General features: G+C 61.2%; 16 protein-coding genes. All 16 read left to right on the top strand.

Annotation, left to right across the window (positions count from 1 at the left end):
- The first annotated feature begins 90 nt into the window (after nt 1–90).
- The 16 genes from rpoB to rpmC all read left to right on the top strand — a co-directional run bounded on the left by rpoB (nt 91) and on the right by rpmC (nt 18,006).
- Entirely contained in the window at nt 91–4,164 is a 4,074-nt protein-coding gene (rpoB, locus tag I0K07_RS14395) for a DNA-directed RNA polymerase subunit beta (RefSeq protein WP_203294620.1), read from the top strand.
- Between the two features lie 66 nt (nt 4,165–4,230).
- On the top strand, nt 4,231–8,445 hold the full coding sequence (gene rpoC / locus I0K07_RS14390; RefSeq protein WP_203294618.1) for a DNA-directed RNA polymerase subunit beta': 4,215 nt from the start codon (nt 4,231–4,233) through the stop codon (nt 8,443–8,445).
- A 329-nt stretch (nt 8,446–8,774) separates the two neighbouring features.
- The gene (rpsL, locus tag I0K07_RS14385) at nt 8,775–9,146 is read left to right on the top strand and encodes a 30S ribosomal protein S12 (RefSeq protein ID WP_011643738.1); all 372 of its coding nucleotides are present in this window, start codon (nt 8,775–8,777) and stop codon (nt 9,144–9,146) included.
- An 11-nt stretch (nt 9,147–9,157) separates the two neighbouring features.
- On the top strand, nt 9,158–9,628 hold the full coding sequence (gene rpsG / locus I0K07_RS14380; RefSeq protein WP_138509299.1) for a 30S ribosomal protein S7: 471 nt from the start codon (nt 9,158–9,160) through the stop codon (nt 9,626–9,628).
- Between the two features lie 39 nt (nt 9,629–9,667).
- Nucleotides 9,668–11,743: an elongation factor G gene (gene fusA / locus I0K07_RS14375; protein WP_203294616.1), complete on the top strand. Its 2,076-nt coding sequence runs from the start codon at nt 9,668–9,670 to the stop codon at nt 11,741–11,743.
- Nucleotides 11,744–11,794: 51 nt separating this feature from the next.
- Nucleotides 11,795–12,985 carry an elongation factor Tu gene (gene tuf / locus I0K07_RS14370; RefSeq protein WP_203294614.1) on the top strand — a complete coding sequence of 397 codons (1,191 nt, stop codon included), beginning with the start codon at nt 11,795–11,797 and terminating at the stop codon, nt 12,983–12,985.
- An 86-nt stretch (nt 12,986–13,071) separates the two neighbouring features.
- Nucleotides 13,072–13,386, top strand: a complete 315-nt coding sequence (gene rpsJ / locus I0K07_RS14365; RefSeq protein WP_138514295.1) for a 30S ribosomal protein S10 — start codon at nt 13,072–13,074, stop codon at nt 13,384–13,386.
- A gap of 4 nt (nt 13,387–13,390) precedes the next feature.
- Nucleotides 13,391–14,200, top strand: a complete 810-nt coding sequence (gene rplC / locus I0K07_RS14360; protein WP_203294612.1) for a 50S ribosomal protein L3 — start codon at nt 13,391–13,393, stop codon at nt 14,198–14,200.
- Nucleotides 14,197–14,832: a 50S ribosomal protein L4 gene (rplD, locus tag I0K07_RS14355; protein WP_203294610.1), complete on the top strand. Its 636-nt coding sequence runs from the start codon at nt 14,197–14,199 to the stop codon at nt 14,830–14,832. The genes rplC and rplD overlap by 4 nt, the downstream gene beginning before the upstream one ends.
- 1 nt (nt 14,833) lies before the next feature.
- Complete coding sequence (locus tag I0K07_RS14350) at nt 14,834–15,130, top strand: 50S ribosomal protein L23 (protein ID WP_203294608.1); 297 nt, start codon at nt 14,834–14,836, stop codon at nt 15,128–15,130.
- Between the two features lies 1 nt (nt 15,131).
- Entirely contained in the window at nt 15,132–15,968 is an 837-nt protein-coding gene (gene rplB, locus I0K07_RS14345; RefSeq protein ID WP_203294606.1) for a 50S ribosomal protein L2, read from the top strand.
- A 12-nt stretch (nt 15,969–15,980) separates the two neighbouring features.
- Nucleotides 15,981–16,259, top strand: a complete 279-nt coding sequence (gene rpsS, locus I0K07_RS14340) for a 30S ribosomal protein S19 (protein ID WP_011643729.1) — start codon at nt 15,981–15,983, stop codon at nt 16,257–16,259.
- Nucleotides 16,260–16,262: 3 nt separating this feature from the next.
- Entirely contained in the window at nt 16,263–16,643 is a 381-nt protein-coding gene (gene rplV, locus I0K07_RS14335; RefSeq protein WP_203294604.1) for a 50S ribosomal protein L22, read from the top strand.
- Nucleotides 16,643–17,347, top strand: a complete 705-nt coding sequence (rpsC, locus tag I0K07_RS14330) for a 30S ribosomal protein S3 (RefSeq protein ID WP_138514307.1) — start codon at nt 16,643–16,645, stop codon at nt 17,345–17,347. The genes rplV and rpsC overlap by 1 nt, the downstream gene beginning before the upstream one ends.
- 12 nt (nt 17,348–17,359) lie before the next feature.
- The gene (gene rplP, locus I0K07_RS14325) at nt 17,360–17,773 is read left to right on the top strand and encodes a 50S ribosomal protein L16 (protein ID WP_138514308.1); all 414 of its coding nucleotides are present in this window, start codon (nt 17,360–17,362) and stop codon (nt 17,771–17,773) included.
- 11 nt (nt 17,774–17,784) lie between these two features.
- Entirely contained in the window at nt 17,785–18,006 is a 222-nt protein-coding gene (rpmC, locus tag I0K07_RS14320; protein WP_138514309.1) for a 50S ribosomal protein L29, read from the top strand.
- Nucleotides 18,007–18,009: the final 3 nt, after the last annotated feature.

Raw genomic sequence — 18,009 nt, 5'->3', positions numbered from 1 at the left:
AGAAGGGGTCACACCCTGATCCACCGGAACGGCGGCGCGGGGACGATCCCCGCTTCATATTGCGCAGTGCTGTCTGCGAAGGGAGCCGACATGGGTCTGTCGTTCACCGGCAAGAAGCGGATTCGCAAGTCGTTCGGTCGCATTCCGGAAACGGTTGCGATGCCGAACCTCATCGAAGTTCAAAAGAGCTCCTACGAGCACTTCCTGATGAAGGATGTGTCCGTAGCCGAGCGTGGCGATACGGGTATGCAAGCCGTCTTCAAGTCGGTCTTCCCCGTCAAGGATTTCGCCGAACGGGCCGTTCTGGATTTCGTGTCCTACGAATTCGAACAACCCAAATTCGACGTTGAAGAATGCCAGCAGCGTGACATGACGTTTGCGGCGCCGCTGAAGGTGAAGATGCGTCTCATCGTGTTTGATGTGGACGAGGAAACCGGAGCGCGCTCGGTCAAGGACATCAAGGAACAGGATGTCTACATGGGCGATATCCCGCTCATGACCGACAAGGGCACCTTCATCGTCAATGGCACGGAACGTGTCATCGTCTCCCAGATGCACCGTTCGCCGGGCGTGTTCTTCGATCACGACCGTGGCAAGACCCATGCCTCGGGCAAATACCTGTTTGCCGCCCGCATCATTCCGTATCGCGGTTCCTGGCTGGACTTCGAGTTCGATGCCAAGGACGTGGTCCACATGCGTCTCGACCGCCGCCGCAAACTGCCGGCGACGACGCTGCTGTATGCGCTTGGCCTGGACAAGGAAGAGATCCTGTCCACCTTCTATTCGACCGTCGAATACAAGGCGACGAAGAAGGGCTGGACGGTTCCTTATGTGAAGGAACGCTGGCGTGGCGCCAAGCCGCCGCGTGATCTCGTCGACGCCAAGACGGGCGACATTGTCGCTCCGGCCGGCAAGAAGATCTCCGCGCGCGCTGCCAACAAGCTGGCCGATGACGGCCTGGAAGCCCTCCTGGTCTCCGACGAACACCTGCTCAACGGCTATCTGGCCGAAGACATGGTGAACATGGAGACGGGCGAGATCTTCGCGGAAGCCGGTGATGAAGTGACCCAGGAAGCCCTGGACCTTCTGAAAGAGACCGGTGTGAAGGTGCTCAACCTGCTGGATATCGATCCGGCGACCGGTGTGGGCCCCTATATCCGCTCGACCCTGGCGGCCGACAAGAATGACAGCCGTGAACAGGCGCTGGTGGATATCTACCGCGTCATGCGCCCCGGTGAGCCGCCGACGCCGGAAACGGCCGAAGCCATGTTCCAGGGCCTGTTCTTCGATCCGGAACGCTATGACCTGTCTGCGGTCGGCCGCGTGAAAATGAACATGCGCCTCGACCTGGATGCGCCGGATGACATGCGCACGCTGCGCAAGGAAGACATCCTGGCCGTCCTGAAGACGCTGGTCGACCTGCGCGATGGCCGCGGCGAAATCGACGACATCGACAATCTCGGCAACCGCCGTGTGCGTTCGGTCGGCGAGCTGATGGAAAACCAGTACCGCATCGGTCTGCTGCGTATGGAACGTGCGATCAAGGAACGCATGTCCTCGGTCGATATCGAAACCGTGATGCCGCACGACCTGGTCAATGCCAAGCCGGCCGCGGCTGCGGTGCGCGAATTCTTTGGCTCCTCGCAGCTGTCCCAGTTCATGGACCAGACCAACCCGCTGTCCGAAGTGACGCACAAGCGCCGTCTCTCGGCGCTTGGCCCGGGCGGTCTGACCCGCGAACGCGCCGGCTTCGAAGTCCGCGACGTGCACCCGACCCACTATGGTCGTATCTGCCCGATTGAAACGCCGGAAGGCCCGAACATCGGTCTGATCAACTCGCTGTCCACCTATGCCCGCGTCAACAAGTACGGCTTCATCGAGAGCCCGTACCGCAAGGTTGAAAACGGCAAGCTGACGGACGAGGTCCAGTACCTCTCCGCCATGCAGGAGTCGCGCTATGCGATCGCCCAGGCGAATGCGCACGTGAACGAGGACGGCCAGCTGGACAATGAGTTCGTCAACTGCCGCATCGCCGGTGATGTGACGCTCGTCCCGCGTGAGGACGTCGAATACATCGACGTGTCGCCGAAACAGGTGGTGTCGGTCGCTGCGGCGCTGATCCCGTTCCTGGAAAACGATGACGCCAACCGCGCCCTCATGGGTTCGAACATGCAACGCCAGGCCGTGCCGCTGGTGAAGGCGGAAGCCCCGCTGGTCGGTACCGGTATGGAAGGCGTTGTGGCCCGTGACTCCGGTGCTGCCATCGCAGCCCGTCGCGCCGGTGTGATCGAGCAGGTCGATGCGACCCGTATCGTTATCCGCGCCACGGAAGATCTCGACAGCTCCAAGTCGGGCGTCGACATCTACCGCCTGTCCAAGTTCCAGCGGTCCAACCAGTCCACCTGTATCAACCAGCGCCCGATCGTGCGTGTGGGTGACGAGGTCCGGGCCGGTGACATCATCGCCGACGGTCCGTCCACAGACCTGGGCGAGCTGGCACTCGGCCGCAATGTGGTCGTCGCCTTCATGCCGTGGAACGGCTATAACTTCGAGGACTCCATCCTCATCTCTGAACGCATCGTTCGCGATGACGTCTTCACCTCGATCCACCTCGAGGAATTCGAGATCGCTGCCCGCGACACCAAGCTGGGCCCGGAAGAAATCACCCGTGACATCCCGAATGTCGGTGAAGAAGCCCTGCGCAATCTCGATGAAGCCGGCATTGTGGCCGTTGGCGCCGAAGTCGGCCCGGGTGATATCCTGGTCGGCAAGGTGACGCCGAAGGGCGAAAGCCCGATGACGCCGGAAGAAAAGCTTCTCCGCGCCATCTTCGGTGAAAAGGCGTCCGACGTTCGCGATACCTCGCTGCGCATGCCGTCCGGTGCCACCGGTACGGTCGTGGAAGTCCGCGTCTTCAACCGTCACGGTGTCGACAAGGACGAGCGGGCCATCTCGATCGAGCGTGAGGAAATCGAGCGTCTCGGCAAGGACCGCGACGACGAACTCCACATCCTGGAACGCAATATCTACCAGCGTCTGGGCGATCTCCTGCTCGGCAAGTCCGCGGTCTCCGGTCCGCGCGGTTTCGCCAAGGGCAAGGTGACCCAGGAAGCCCTGGACGAGACCCCGCGTTCGCAGTGGTGGCGCATTGGTCTCGATGACGAGAAGGCGATGGCCGAAGTCGAAGCGCTGCAGAAGCAGTATGACGACTCCAAGGCCCGTCTGGACCGTCGTTTCGAGGACAAGGTCGACAAGCTCCAGCGCGGCGATGAAATGCCGCCGGGCGTGATGAAGATGGTCAAGGTCTTCGTCGCGGTGAAGCGCAAGCTGCAGCCGGGCGACAAGATGGCCGGCCGTCACGGCAACAAGGGTGTCATCTCCAAGATCAACCCGATCGAGGACATGCCCTTCCTGGAAAACGGTGAAGCCGTCGATATCGTGCTGAACCCGCTGGGCGTGCCGTCGCGCATGAATGTCGGTCAGATCCTGGAAACACACCTGGGCTGGGCCTGCCGTGGTCTCGGCAAGCAGATCGGTCAGGCTTATGAAGCCTACAAGCGCGACGGCTCCGTCGAAGCGCTGAAGTCCGAACTGGTCCGCGTCTATGGTGATGACGAGCTGCCGGAAACGGACGCCGAGCTGGCTGAGCTGGGTCTCAACCTGTCCAACGGTGTGCCGATCGCGACCCCGGTCTTCGACGGTGCCCGTGAGCCGGACGTCTCGGCCATGCTGGAGAAGGCGGGCTTTGCCGCTTCCGGCCAGTCGACGCTGTATGACGGCCAGACCGGTGAACCCTTCCGCCGCAAGGTTACGGTCGGTGTGAAGCACCTGCTGAAACTGCACCACCTGGTGGATGACAAGATCCACGCCCGCTCCATCGGCCCGTACTCGCTGGTTACCCAGCAGCCGCTGGGTGGTAAGGCGCAGTTCGGTGGTCAGCGTTTCGGTGAGATGGAAGTCTGGGCCCTGGAAGCCTATGGCGCTGCCTACTCGCTGCAGGAAATGCTGACGGTGAAGTCGGATGACGTGGCCGGCCGTACGAAGGTCTATGAGGCCATCGTTCGCGGTGATGACACGTTCGAAGCCGGCGTGCCGGAGAGCTTCAACGTGCTCGTGAAGGAAATGCGTTCGCTTGGTCTTAATGTCGAACTGAAGAACGGCTAAGACTGAACACATATTGCGCGGGGCAGGCGGCGGCCTGTCCCGCTTACCCCTTTTGGGAGACGCGCGATGAACCATGATGTCATGAACATCTTCAATCCGGCCGCCGAAGGCCCGTCCTTCGACCGGATCCGGATTGCACTCGCCAGCCCGGAGAAAATCCTCTCCTGGTCCTTCGGTGAAGTGAAAAAGCCGGAAACCATCAACTACCGGACCTTCAAGCCGGAGCGCGACGGTCTGTTCTGCGCCCGCATCTTCGGTCCGGTGAAGGACTATGAGTGCCTGTGCGGCAAGTACAAGCGCATCAAGTACAAGGGTATCGTCTGCGAGAAGTGCGGCGTCGAAGTGACGCTGGCCCGCGTACGCCGCGAGCGCATGGGCCACATCGAGCTGGCTGCCCCGGTGGCCCACATCTGGTTCCTGAAGTCGCTGCCGTCGCGGATCGCGATGATCCTCGACATGGCGCTGAAGGATGTGGAGCGGGTGCTCTACTTCGAGAATTATGTCGTCATCGAGCCGGGCCTGACCCCGCTGCAGCCGTTCCAACTTCTTTCCGAAGAAGAATACATGGACGCGCAGGATGAGTATGGCGAAGACGCCTTCACGGCCGGTATCGGTGCTGAAGCGGTCCGCGAAATCCTGATCAACATGGACCTGGAAGCCGAGTGCGCCAAGGTCCGTGAGGACATGAAGGAAACCGGTTCCGAGCTGAAGCTGAAGAAGTACGCCAAGCGTCTCAAGCTGATGGAAAACTTCATCGCCTCGGGTAACCGCCCGGAGTGGATGATCATGACCGTGATCCCGGTCATTCCGCCGGAACTGCGTCCGCTTGTGCCGCTGGATGGTGGCCGTTTCGCGACCTCCGACCTGAATGATCTCTATCGCCGCGTCATCAACCGGAACAACCGCCTGAAGCGCCTCATCGAGCTGCGCGCGCCGGACATCATCATCCGAAACGAAAAGCGGATGCTGCAGGAATCCGTCGACGCCCTGTTCGACAATGGCCGTCGCGGCCGCGTGATCACGGGTGCCAACAAGCGCCCGCTGAAATCGCTGTCCGACATGCTCAAGGGCAAGCAGGGCCGCTTCCGTCAGAACCTGCTCGGCAAGCGCGTCGACTATTCCGGACGTTCCGTCATCGTGGTGGGTCCGGATCTCAAACTGCACGAGTGCGGTCTGCCGAAGAAAATGGCCCTCGAGCTGTTCAAGCCCTTCATCTATGCGCGCCTCGACGCGAAAGGCCTGTCCGGCACGGTCAAGCAGTCCAAGAAGCTGGTCGAGAAAGAACGGCCGGAAGTCTGGGACGTGCTCGACGAGGTCATCCGCGAACACCCGGTCATGCTTAACCGTGCACCGACGCTGCACCGTCTGGGTATCCAGGCGTTCGAGCCGAAGTTGATCGAAGGCAAGGCCATCCAGCTTCACCCGCTGGTCTGTGCTGCGTTCAACGCTGACTTCGACGGTGACCAGATGGCTGTTCACGTGCCGCTCTCGCTGGAAGCCCAGCTGGAAGCGCGCACGCTGATGATGTCAACGAACAACATCCTGTCGCCGGCCAATGGTAAGCCGATCATCGTGCCGTCCCAGGATATCGTCCTGGGCCTGTACTACCTGTCGGTGGCGAATGCCAATGAGCCGGGCGAGGGCATGGCCTTCGGTTCGCGTGCGGAAATGGAAGCGGCGCTGGAAAGCGGCGTGGTCTCCCTGCACGCCAATATCAAGGCCCGCTGGGAAGGCATTGATGAGGACGGCAATCCGATCACCAAGGTGATCGAGACGACGCCAGGCCGGAAGATGATCATCGACCTGCTGCCCAAGCACGCCAAGATGCAGCCGGAACTGGTGGGCGAGCTGTTCACCAAGAAGGCCATCGGCGCCCTGATCGATCAGGTCTATCGTCACTGCGGCCAGAAGGCGACGGTGATCTTCTGTGACCAGATGATGGGCCTCGGCTTCAAGGAAGCGGCCCGCGCCGGTATCTCCTTCGGCAAGGATGACATGCTCATTCCGGAAGCCAAGGCGGACCTGGTCGGTGCGACCCGCGCCCTGGTGGCCGATTACGAGCAGCAATATGTCGACGGTCTGATCACCAAGGGTGAGAAGTACAACAAGGTCGTTGATGCCTGGGCGAAGTGTACGGACAACGTCGCTGACGCGATGATGGACGAGATCTCCAAGACGACGATCGGCGAAGATGGCCGCGTCTCCGAGGTGAACTCGGTCTACATGATGGCCCACTCCGGTGCTCGTGGTTCCAAGAACCAGATGAAGCAGCTGGCCGGTATGCGCGGCCTGATGGCCAAGCCGTCCGGTGAGATCATCGAGACGCCGATCATCTCGAACTTCAAGGAAGGCCTGACCGTTCTCGAGTACTTCAACTCGACCCACGGTGCCCGTAAGGGTCTGGCCGACACGGCTCTGAAGACGGCGAACTCGGGTTACCTGACCCGCCGTCTCGTTGACGTGGCGCAGGACTGCATCATCACCGAAGAAGACTGCGGCACGTCCGAAGGCTTCGAGATCGATGCGGTTGTCGATGGCGGTGATGTCATCGTCTCGCTGGACCAGCGCATCCTGGGCCGGACCACGGCCGCTGAAGTGAAGAATGCCGAAGGCGAAGTGATCTGCCCGGCTGACACCTATATCGACGAAGACCTGGCGCTGGCCATTGACCGTGCCGGCGTCCAGACGGTGTTCGTGCGCTCGCCGCTGACCTGTGAAACGCGGGTCGGTGTCTGCGCCACCTGTTATGGCCGCGACCTGGCGCGCGGTACGCGGGTGAATATCGGTGAAGCGGTTGGCGTCATCGCGGCGCAGTCGATCGGTGAACCGGGCACCCAGCTGACGATGCGGACCTTCCACATCGGCGGCACCGCCCAGGTCTCCGAACAGTCCTTCGTCGAAGCGACACACGAGGGCAAGGTGGCCTTCAAGAACCCGTCGACGGTGACCAATGCGGATGGCGACCTGATCGTCATGAGCCGCAACATGCAGGTCACCATCGTCGACACGGACGGCAAGGAACGTGAAAGCTACAAGCTGAACTACGGTACCAAGCTGCGCGTGAAAGAAGGCGACAAGACCGAACGCGGTCAGCGTCTGGCCGAATGGGACCCGTATACCGCTCCGATCGTGTCGGAAGTCGGTGGTACGGTGAAGTTCGTCGACATCATGGACGGTGTCTCCGTGAAAGAAGAGACCGACGAAGCCACGGGTATCGCCTCCAAGGTGATCATCGACTGGCGCGGTGGGGCGAAGGCCTCGGCGATCCAGCCGACCCTGGTGATCCAGGACGAGAACGGTGACCCGATCAAGCTAGCTTCGGGCTCGACCGCCAGCTACATGCTGGCCGTGGGGGCCATTCTGTCGGTGAATTCCGGTGACACGGTCCGCCCGGGTGACGTGATTGCACGTATCCCGACGGAAGGCGCCAAGACCCGGGACATCACCGGTGGTCTGCCGCGCGTTGCCGAACTGTTCGAAGCCCGCCGTCCGAAGGACCACGCCGTGATCGCCGAGATCACCGGCCGCGTCGAGTTCGGTCGCGACTACAAGAACAAGCGCCGCATCGCCATCGTTCCGGAGAACGAGGAGATGGAGAAGGTCGAATACCTGGTTCCGAAGGGCAAGCACCTGACGGTCCAGGAAGGCGACATCATCCAGAAGGGCGAATACCTGCTCGATGGTCACCCCGCGCCGCACGACATCCTGGCGATCCTGGGTGTCCCGGCTCTGGCCAACTACCTGATCAACGAGATCCAGGAGGTCTATCGACTGCAGGGCGTGCCGATCAACGACAAGCATATTGAAGTGATCGTCCGTCAGATGCTGCAGAAGGTCGAGGTCAAGGACCCGGGCGAGAGCTCCTTCCTGGCGGCTGAACAGGTCGACAAGATCGAGTTCATCGAGACCAATGAGAAGCTGGAAGCCGAGGGTAAGCGCCCGGCCACTGGCGACCCGGTCCTGCTGGGTATCACCAAGGCCTCGCTGCAGACCCGCTCCTTCATCTCGGCGGCCTCCTTCCAGGAGACCACGCGTGTCCTCACCGAGGCTGCGGTCCAGGGCAAGGAAGACATGCTCGAGGGCCTCAAGGAGAACGTCATCGTCGGTCGCCTGATTCCGGCCGGTACGGGTGCCATGATGCGCCAGTACCAGACGCTGGCAGACGATCTGGATGCGGAAATGCTGGCGGAACGCGCCACGGCTGTCGAAGCGGAGGGCCTGCCGGCCGAAATCGCCGAGGCTGCTGCCGAGGAAGTGGCGTCCGAAAGCCCGGCAGAATAGGGCCATTCAGCCTATATTCTGCTTTAAAAACAAGGGAAAGGCCGTCGGAATACCGGCGGCCTTTTTCTGTGAGTCAGCGTTAACGGGACATGCGGCTGAAAATCTCTGCACAAGCGCTTGACGGAAGCGAGTCGCATGCGTAGTTTCCGCGCTCGTTTTGAGGATGAGCCGTAACCCACGCGGTTAGACGTCATCCACGGTAACGGAAATAGCCCTAGAGACCGCCGTTCGAGCCACAAGCTTGGGCGCCGGTGTCGTTATTTGCGTCCATCAGTGCAATCGCGTGCTGAGGGGCGTGGTCTTTGAGATTAGGAACGGATTAGAGCGGGATGCCCACAATCAACCAGCTCATTCGCAAGCCGCGGAAAGACAAGCCGAAGCGCAACAAGGTGCCGGCCCTTCAGGCTTGCCCGCAGCGCCGCGGTGTCTGCACGCGTGTCTACACCACGACCCCGAAGAAGCCGAACTCGGCCCTCCGTAAAGTCGCCAAAGTGCGTCTGACGAACGGGCATGAAGTTGTGAGCTACATCCCGGGTGAGGGTCACAATCTGCAGGAACACTCTGTTGTCCTTATCCGCGGTGGCCGCGTGAAGGACCTTCCGGGTGTCCGCTATCACATTCTTCGCGGCGTTCTGGATACCCAGGGCGTCAAGGACCGCAAGCAACGCCGTTCCAAGTACGGCGCCAAGCGTCCTAAGTAAGGGAGACGTCCATGTCGCGTCGTCACCGCGCAGAGAAACGCGAAATTCACCCGGACCCGAAGTTCGGGGATCGCGATCTCACGAAATTCATGAACTACATCATGCTCGACGGCAAAAAATCTGTCGCCGAGCGCATTGTGTATGGCGCGCTCGACATCGTCGAAGCGAAGCTGAAGCGCGAACCCATCCGCGTCTTCCACGAAGCCATGGACAATGTCTCGCCGGAAGTTGAGGTCCGTTCCCGCCGTGTTGGTGGTGCGACCTACCAGGTTCCGGTCGAGGTTCGTGCCGACCGCAAGAAAGCCCTGGCCATTCGCTGGCTGACGGGGGCTGCGCGCGGCCGCAACGAAAACACGATGCGCGAGCGCCTCGCTGCTGAGCTGATGGATGCGTCCGCCAATCGCGGTACCGCCGTCAAGAAGCGCGAAGACACGCACCGGATGGCGGAAGCCAACCGCGCCTTCTCGCACTATCGCTGGTAACAAGCCCCAGGCTCAGACCCCGTATCAAGGACCCTAGAAATGGCCCGCGACTACAAAATCGAGGACTACCGCAACTTCGGCATCATGGCCCACATTGATGCTGGCAAGACGACGACGACCGAGCGGATCCTCTATTACACCGGCAAGTCCCACAAAATTGGTGAAGTGCACGATGGCGCCGCCACCATGGACTGGATGGAGCAGGAGCAGGAGCGTGGCATCACGATCACGTCCGCTGCGACGACCTGTTTCTGGAACGAGAAGCGCCTGAACATCATCGACACCCCCGGCCACGTGGACTTCACGATTGAAGTCGAGCGTTCGCTGCGTGTGCTTGATGGTGCCGTATGCTGCCTGGACGCCAATGCCGGTGTTGAGCCGCAGACCGAAACCGTTTGGCGTCAGGCCGACCGGTACAAGGTTCCGCGTATGGTGTTCGTCAACAAGATGGACAAGCTGGGCGCCGACTTCTTCAATTGCGTGAAGATGATCGAAGATCGTCTCGGTGCGACGCCGCTGTGCATTCAGCTGCCGATTGGCTCCGAAGGCGATTTTGAAGGTCTTATCGACCTGCTGACCATGAAAGAACTGGTCTGGCAGGGTGAAAACCTGGGTGCCACCTGGGAAGTCCGCGAAATCCGCGCCGAGCTGGCCGACCAGGCTGCCGAGTATCGCGAGAAGCTGGTCGAGACCGCTGTCGAGCTCGATGAAGCCGCGATGGAAGCCTATCTGGAAGGCGAAGAGCCGTCCGAAGAGCTGCTCAAGTCGCTGATCCGCAAGGGTTGCATCGATCTGGCCTTCAACCCGATCCTCTGCGGCACCGCGTTCAAGAACAAGGGTGTCCAGCCGCTGCTGGACGCTGTTGTCGATTACCTGCCGAGCCCGGTCGAAGTGCCGGCCATCAAGGGTATCGACTACAAGACCGAAGAAGAAGTTGTCCGCAAGGCGAGCGACGAAGAGCCGACCTCCCTGCTGGCCTTCAAGGTCATGAACGACCCGTTCGTCGGTTCGCTGACCTTTGCGCGCATGTATTCCGGTCATCTGGAAACGGGCGTGTCGCTTCTGAACACGGTGAAGGACAAGAAAGAGCGTATCGGCCGTATGCTGCTGATGCACTCCAACTCCCGTGAAGACATCAAGGAATGCTACGCTGGCGATATCGTCGCCATTGCGGGCCTCAAGGACACCACCACGGGCGACACGCTGTGTGATCCGCTGAAGCCGGTGATCCTGGAGCGCATGGAATTCCCGGATCCGGTGATCGAGCTGGCCATTGAGCCGAAGTCGAAAGCTGACCAGGAGAAGCTGGGCGTTGCCCTGCAGCGTCTGGCTGCCGAAGACCCGTCCTTCCGCATGAAGACGGACGAGGAATCCGGTCAGACCATCATCGCCGGCATGGGCGAGCTGCACCTGGACATCCTGGTTGACCGCATGAAGCGTGAATTCAAGGTCGAAGCGAATGTCGGTGCGCCGCAGGTGGCCTACCGTGAATCGCTGGGCCAGGCCGGTCACGTCGACTACACGCACAAGAAACAGTCCGGTGGTTCCGGTCAGTTTGCTCGCGTGAAGATCGATTTCGAGCCGGGCGAGGCGGGTTCGGGCTTTGTCTTCGAATCCAAGATCGTTGGTGGTTCGGTGCCGAAGGAATACATCCCGGGCGTCGAAAAGGGCCTGAAGTCTGTCATGGACAATGGTCTGCTGGCCGGTTTCCCGGTCATCGACGTCAAGGCGACCCTGGTCGACGGCGCGTACCACGATGTGGACTCCTCGGTTCTGGCCTTCGAAATCGCAGCCCGTGCTGCTTTCCGCGAAGCCAAGAACCAGTGTGCACCGCGTCTCCTCGAGCCGATCATGAAGGTCGAGGTCGTGACGCCGGACGAATACACCGGTGGTGTCATCGGTGACCTGAACTCCCGTCGGGGTCAGATCGCCGGCCAGGAAATGCGTGGTAATGCGACCGTCGTGAACGCGATGGTGCCGCTGGCCAACATGTTCGGCTATGTGAACAACCTCCGCTCTGCGACGCAGGGCCGGGCACAGTTCACCATGCTGTTCGATCACTATGAGGCGGTCCCCAAAGCCGTCGAACAAGAAGTTATCGCCAAGTCCGCCTAAGCGGACCTCTGGCAGAGTAGAACACGAAGATACGGATTTCGGAGCGAGATCATGGCGAAGGAAAAGTTTGAGCGCACCAAGCCGCACGCGAACATCGGCACGATTGGTCACGTTGACCACGGCAAGACGACGCTGACGGCTGCGATCACGATGGTTCTGGCTGAGGCCGGTGGCGGCACGGCCAAGGGTTATGACGAGATTGACTCGGCGCCGGAAGAGAAGGCGCGCGGTATCACGATCTCGACGGCTCACGTTGAGTATGAGACGGAAAACCGTCACTACGCGCACGTGGACTGCCCGGGTCACGCTGACTATGTGAAGAACATGATCACGGGTGCGGCGCAGATGGACGGCGCGATCCTGGTTGTGAACGCTGCTGACGGCCCGATGCCGCAGACGCGTGAACACATCCTGCTGGCCCGCCAGGTTGGCGTTCCGGCCCTGGTTGTGTTCCTGAACAAGGTTGACCAGGTCGACGATGAAGAGCTTCTGGAGCTCGTGGAAATGGAAGTTCGCGAACTTCTGTCCTCCTACGACTTCCCGGGCGACGATATTCCGATCGTTGCGGGTTCGGCTCTGGCGGCTGTTGAAGGCCGTGACGAGAACATCGGCAAGGAGAAGATCCTTGAGCTGATGGCGGCTGTGGATGAGTACATCCCGACGCCGGATCGTCCGATTGACCAGCCCTTCCTGATGCCGATCGAAGACGTGTTCTCGATCTCTGGCCGGGGTACGGTTGTGACGGGTCGCGTTGAGCGCGGTATCGTCAAGGTCGGCGAAGAAATCGAGATCGTGGGTATTCGCGACACGCAGAAGACGACGTGTACGGGCGTTGAAATGTTCCGCAAGCTGCTCGATCAGGGCCAGGCGGGTGACAATGTCGGCGTCCTGCTTCGCGGTATCGACCGTGAAGGCGTTGAGCGTGGTCAGGTTCTGTGTAAGCCGGGCTCGATCAAGCCGCACTCCAAGTTCGTGGCTGAAGCCTATATCCTGACGAAGGAAGAGGGTGGCCGTCACACGCCGTTCTTCACGAACTACCGTCCGCAGTTCTACTTCCGCACGACCGACGTGACCGGCGTCGTGACGCTGAAGGAAGGCACCGAGATGGTGATGCCGGGCGATAATGTGGAAATGAATGTCGAGCTGATCACGCCGATCGCCATGGAAGAGAAGCTGCGCTTCGCTATCCGTGAAGGCGGTCGCACCGTCGGCGCCGGCGTCGTCTCCAAAATCGTCGAGTAATTGTAAACAACTGGTCGGGGCGGTGCCTCAGCGGTATCCGCCCCGATCTTCGCTCTTTTTGAAAGTTTAGACACGGGATCGGTTTGATGGAACGTCAAAACATCCGCATTCGCCTGAAGGCGTTCGATCACCGGGTATTGGATAATTCCACCCGGGAGATCGTCTCCACCGCCAAGCGCACCGGCGCGAACGTTCGCGGTCCGATTCCGCTGCCGACGCGTATCGAGAAGTTCACGGTGCTGCGTGGACCGCACATCGACAAGAAGTCGCGCGAACAGTTCGAAATCCGGACTCACAAGCGCCTTCTCGACATTGTTGACCCCACTCCGCAGACGGTTGATGCGCTTATGAAGCTCGACCTGTCCGCTGGCGTGGACGTCGAGATCAAGCTGGGAGCGTAGGATTATGCGCCAGGAAGATCGCAGAACCGGCGTTGTCGCCCGCAAACTGGGCATGACGCGAGTCTTCGCCGATGACGGGGCCCACGTGCCCTGCACCGTGCTGCAGCTGGAGTCCCTCCAGGTTGTCGCGCACAAGACGGCGGATCGTGACGGTTATGTCGCAATGCAGCTCGGGGCGGGTGAGGCCAAGGCCAAGCGGACGCCGAAGGCGCTGCGCGGCCATTTCGCCAAGGCCAAGGTTGCGCCCAAGCGCAAGCTGGTCGAATTCCGCGTCCCGGAAGGCAATCTGATCGAGGTCGGCGCTGAGCTGACGGCCGATCACTTTGTTCCGGGTCAGAAGATCGATGCCGCGGGCATCTCGATCGGTAAGGGTTTTGCCGGTGCCATGAAGCGGCACAATTTCGGTGGTCTGCGCGCCTCGCACGGCGTGTCCATCTCCCACCGTTCGCACGGCTCCACCGGTCAGTGTCAGGACCCGGGCAAGGTGTTCAAGGGCAAGAAGATGGCCGGCCATATGGGTGCCGTTCGTGTCACGACCCAGAACATTGAAGTCGTCCGTGTCGATGTCGAACGTGGCCTCATCCTCGTGAAGGGTGCGGTTCCGGGTTCGGCCGGCGGTTGGGTTGAACTGCGCGATGCAGTGAAGGGCCACGGCGATGCCGAGCTCCCGCTGCCGGGCAAGTTCCGCACGCTGGACGAAATGAACGCACCGGCTGAAGCCGCTCCGGCTGTCGAAAACGACGCCGCGCCGGCTGAGGCTGAAGCTGCGGCGCCGGAAGCGGCTGCCGACGGTGAAGAAGGAACGCAAGCATGAAGATCGAGGTAAAAACCCTCGCGGCGAAGGACGCCGGTGCTATCGATCTCGACGATGCCGTGTTCGGCATTGAAGAGGTGCGCTCCGACCTCCTGCAGCGCGTTGTGAAGTGGCAGCTGGCCGCCCGCCAGCAAGGCACGCACAAGACGCTCGGCCGCTCTGAAATCGCTCGCACGAAGAAGAAGTTCGGTCGCCAGAAGGGCGGCGGTGGCGCTCGCCACGGCGCTCGCTCGGCTCCGATCTTCGTTGGCGGCGGCAAGGCGCACGGCCCGCGTGTGCGCTCCCACGCTCATGATCTTCCCAAGAAGGTCCGGGCCCTGGGTCTCAAGCATGCCCTGTCGGCCAAGGCCGGCTCCAAGGCGCTCATCATCCTGGATGATGCCGCCCTGAAGGCACCGAAGACCAAGGATCTGCGCACCTCGCTGGAAGGCCTGGGCATCTCCAACGCCCTGTTCATCTCCGGTGAGCAGGTCGATGAGAATTTCGCCATGGCGGCTCGCAACCTGCCGTGCGTCGACGTCCTGCCTGCACAGGGCCTGAACGTGTACGACGTGCTGCGCCGCGATACGCTGGTGCTGACGAAGGCCGCCGTGGAGAAAATCCACGAACGCCTGAGCGCGAAGGAGGCTTAAGATGACGGCTGCTGCGCGCCATTACGACACGATCCTGCAACCGGTGATCACGGAAAAGTCCACCCTGCTGTCTGAAGACGGCAAGGTTGTCTTCTTCGTCCCGCTGTCGGCCAACAAGAAAGAGATCGCTGATGCGGTCGAACAACTCTTCAAGGTCAAGGTGACGGCGGTGAACACGATCAAGGTTCACGGTAAGACCAAGCGTTTCCGGGGTATTGCCGGCAAGCGCAATGACCAGAAGAAAGCGGTCGTGACTCTCGCAGAGGGTCACTCGATCGACGTGACGACGGGTCTCTAAGATGGCTTTGAAAACATTCAAACCGACGTCTCCGGGCCGCCGCGCTCTCGTGCTCGTGGATCGCTCCGCGCTGCACAAGGGCCGTCCCGAGAAGACGCTCGTTGAAGGCCTCACCAAAAAGGGTGGCCGCAACAATACGGGCCGGATCACCGCCCGCCGTCGTGGCGGTGGTGCGAAGCGCCTGTACCGTGTGATCGATTTCAAGCGCCGCAAGTGGGACATCCCCGCGACGGTCGAGCGTCTGGAATATGACCCGAACCGGACCGCATTCATCGCCCTCATCAAGTATGAAGACGGTGAGCTGGCCTACATCCTGGCGCCGCAGCGCCTGGCTGTCGGCGATACGGTCATCGCGTCCGCCAAGGCTGACGTGAAGCCGGGCAATGCGATGCCACTGAAGGCCGTTCCGGTCGGAACGATCCTGCACAATGTCGAGATGAAGCCGGAGAAGGGTGGTCAGATCGCCCGTTCCGCCGGTGCCTATGTCCAGCTGGTCGGCCGTGATGCCGGCTACGCCCAGATCCGTCTGGCTTCGGGCGAGCTGCGCATGGTTCCGGACAGCTGCATGGCGACGGTCGGTGCCGTGTCCAACCAGGACCACCTGAACGTCAATCTCGGCAAGGCCGGCCGCAAGCGTCACATGGGCAAGCGTCCGTCTGTTCGCGGTGTTGTCATGAACCCGATCGACCACCCGCATGGTGGTGGTGAAGGCCGGACCTCCGGTGGTCGTCACCCGGTGACGCCCTGGGGCAAGCCGACCAAGGGTGCCAAGACGCGCAAGAACAAGTCTACGGACAAGTTCATCATCCGCTCGCGCCACGAGCGCAAGAAGCGATAGGGAGCCGAGACGATGCCTCGTTCTGTCTGGAAAGGTCCGTTCGTCGACGGTTATCTGCTGAAGAAAGCGGAAAAGTCGCACGAAGGCGGACGCAAGCAAGCGATCAAGACCTGGTCGCGCCGTTCCACCATCATGCCGCAATTCGTGGGCCTGACTTTCCAGGTTCACAACGGCAACAAGTTTGTGCCGGTGCTGGTGACCGAAGATATGGTCGGCCACAAGCTCGGTGAATTCTCGCCGTCGCGGACCTATTACGGTCACGCAGCGGACAAGAAAGCGAAGCGGAGATAAGCGATGGGCCAGTCTGCCAATCCCCGTCGCGTCGCTGACAATGAAGCACGCGCCAAGCTGCGGATGATCCGCACCAGCCCGCAAAAGCTCAATCTCGTCGCGGCAATGATCCGTGGCAAGAAGGTCGAGCGTGCGCTGGCGGATCTCGAGTTTTCGCGCAAGCGGATTGCCAAAGAGGTTCGCAAGACCCTCGAGTCGGCGATTGCCAATGCCGAGAACAATCACGGCCTGGACATCGACAGCCTTGTCGTGTCGGAAGCCTTCGTCGGCAAAAACCTGGTCATGAAACGGTATCGGGCCCGTGCACGCGGTCGCGGCGCGAAGATCCTGAAGCCGTTTTCCGAGCTCACCATCGTGGTGCGCGAAGTCGAGGAGGCCGCCTGATGGGTCAGAAGATTAATCCGATCGGTCTGCGCCTCGGCGTCAACCGCACATGGGAATCCCGCTGGTATGCGGGCGCCGGCGAATACGCCAAGCTGCTGCACGAGGACATCAAGATCCGTGCGATGCTGAAAAAGCGCCTGAAGAATGCCAGCGTCTCGAAGATCGTGATCGAACGCCCGCACAAGAAGTGCCGCGTCACCATTCACACGGCGCGTCCGGGTGTAGTGATCGGCAAGAAGGGTTCGGACATCGAAGTCCTGCGCCGTGAACTGTCCAAGATGGTTGATGGTGAGGTCTTCCTGAACCTGGTCGAAGTGCGCAAGCCGGAAATCGACGCCAATCTGGTGGCCGAATCCATCGCCCAGCAGCTCGAGCGCCGCGTGGCTTTCCGCCGCGCCATGAAGCGTTCGATGCAGTCTGCCATGCGCATGGGTGCCAAGGGCTGCAAGATCCTTTGCGGCGGCCGCCTGGGTGGCGCTGAGATCGCCCGTTCCGAGCAGTATCAGGAAGGCTCCGTGCCGCTCCACACGCTGCGCGCGGACATCGATTATGGAACCGCCGAAGCCAAGACCGCGATGGGTATCATCGGTATCAAGGTCTGGATCTACAAAGGCGAGATCATGGAACATGACCCGATGGCCCAGGAGCGTCGCCTCCAGGACTCGGGTGAGCAGCGCGCCCGCTCGGGCCGCCAAGCCGCGTAAGGAATTACAGCCATGCTGCAACCGAAACGCACGAAATTCCGCAAGGCGCACAAAGGCCGCATCAAGGGTCAGGCGAAGGGTGGTTACTCCCTGAACTTCGGCTCCTACGGTCTCAAGGCGCTGCAGCCGGAACGCGTCACCGCACGCCAGATCGAAGCCACGCGTCGGGCCATCACCCGTCACATGAAGCGTGCCGGTCGCGTGTGGATCCGCATCTTCCCGGATGTGCCGGTTTCCAAGAAGCCGACCGAAGTCCGGATGGGTAAAGGTAAGGGCTCGCCCGAGTTTTGGGCGTGCAAGGTCAAGCCGGGCCGCATCATGTTCGAGATCGACGGGGTTCCCGAAGATGTCGCGCGTGAGGCTCTGGCACTCGGCGCTGCGAAGCTGCCGGTCAAGACCAAGATCGTCGCCCGTCTGGGCGAGTAGGAGCACGGACAATGAGCAAGTCTGAACTCAAGGCCGTCGATGTTCGCGCCATGACCGAAGACCAGCTGACGGACACGCTCCTGAAGCTGAAAAAAGAGCAATTCAATCTGCGCTTCCAGCAGGCCTCCGGCCAGCTGGACAACACCGCCCGCTACGGCCAGATCCGCCGCGATATCGCGCGTATCCAGACGGTCCAGAACGAGCGCAAGTCGCAGCAAGAGCAAGGGAGCTAAGCG

Origin of the sequence: Maricaulis parjimensis, assembly GCF_016817355.1 — a bacterium.
In the GTDB taxonomy this organism is placed as follows: Bacteria; Pseudomonadota; Alphaproteobacteria; order Caulobacterales; family Maricaulaceae; genus Maricaulis; species Maricaulis parjimensis.
This window is presented reverse-complemented; position numbering and strand designations above follow the sequence as displayed.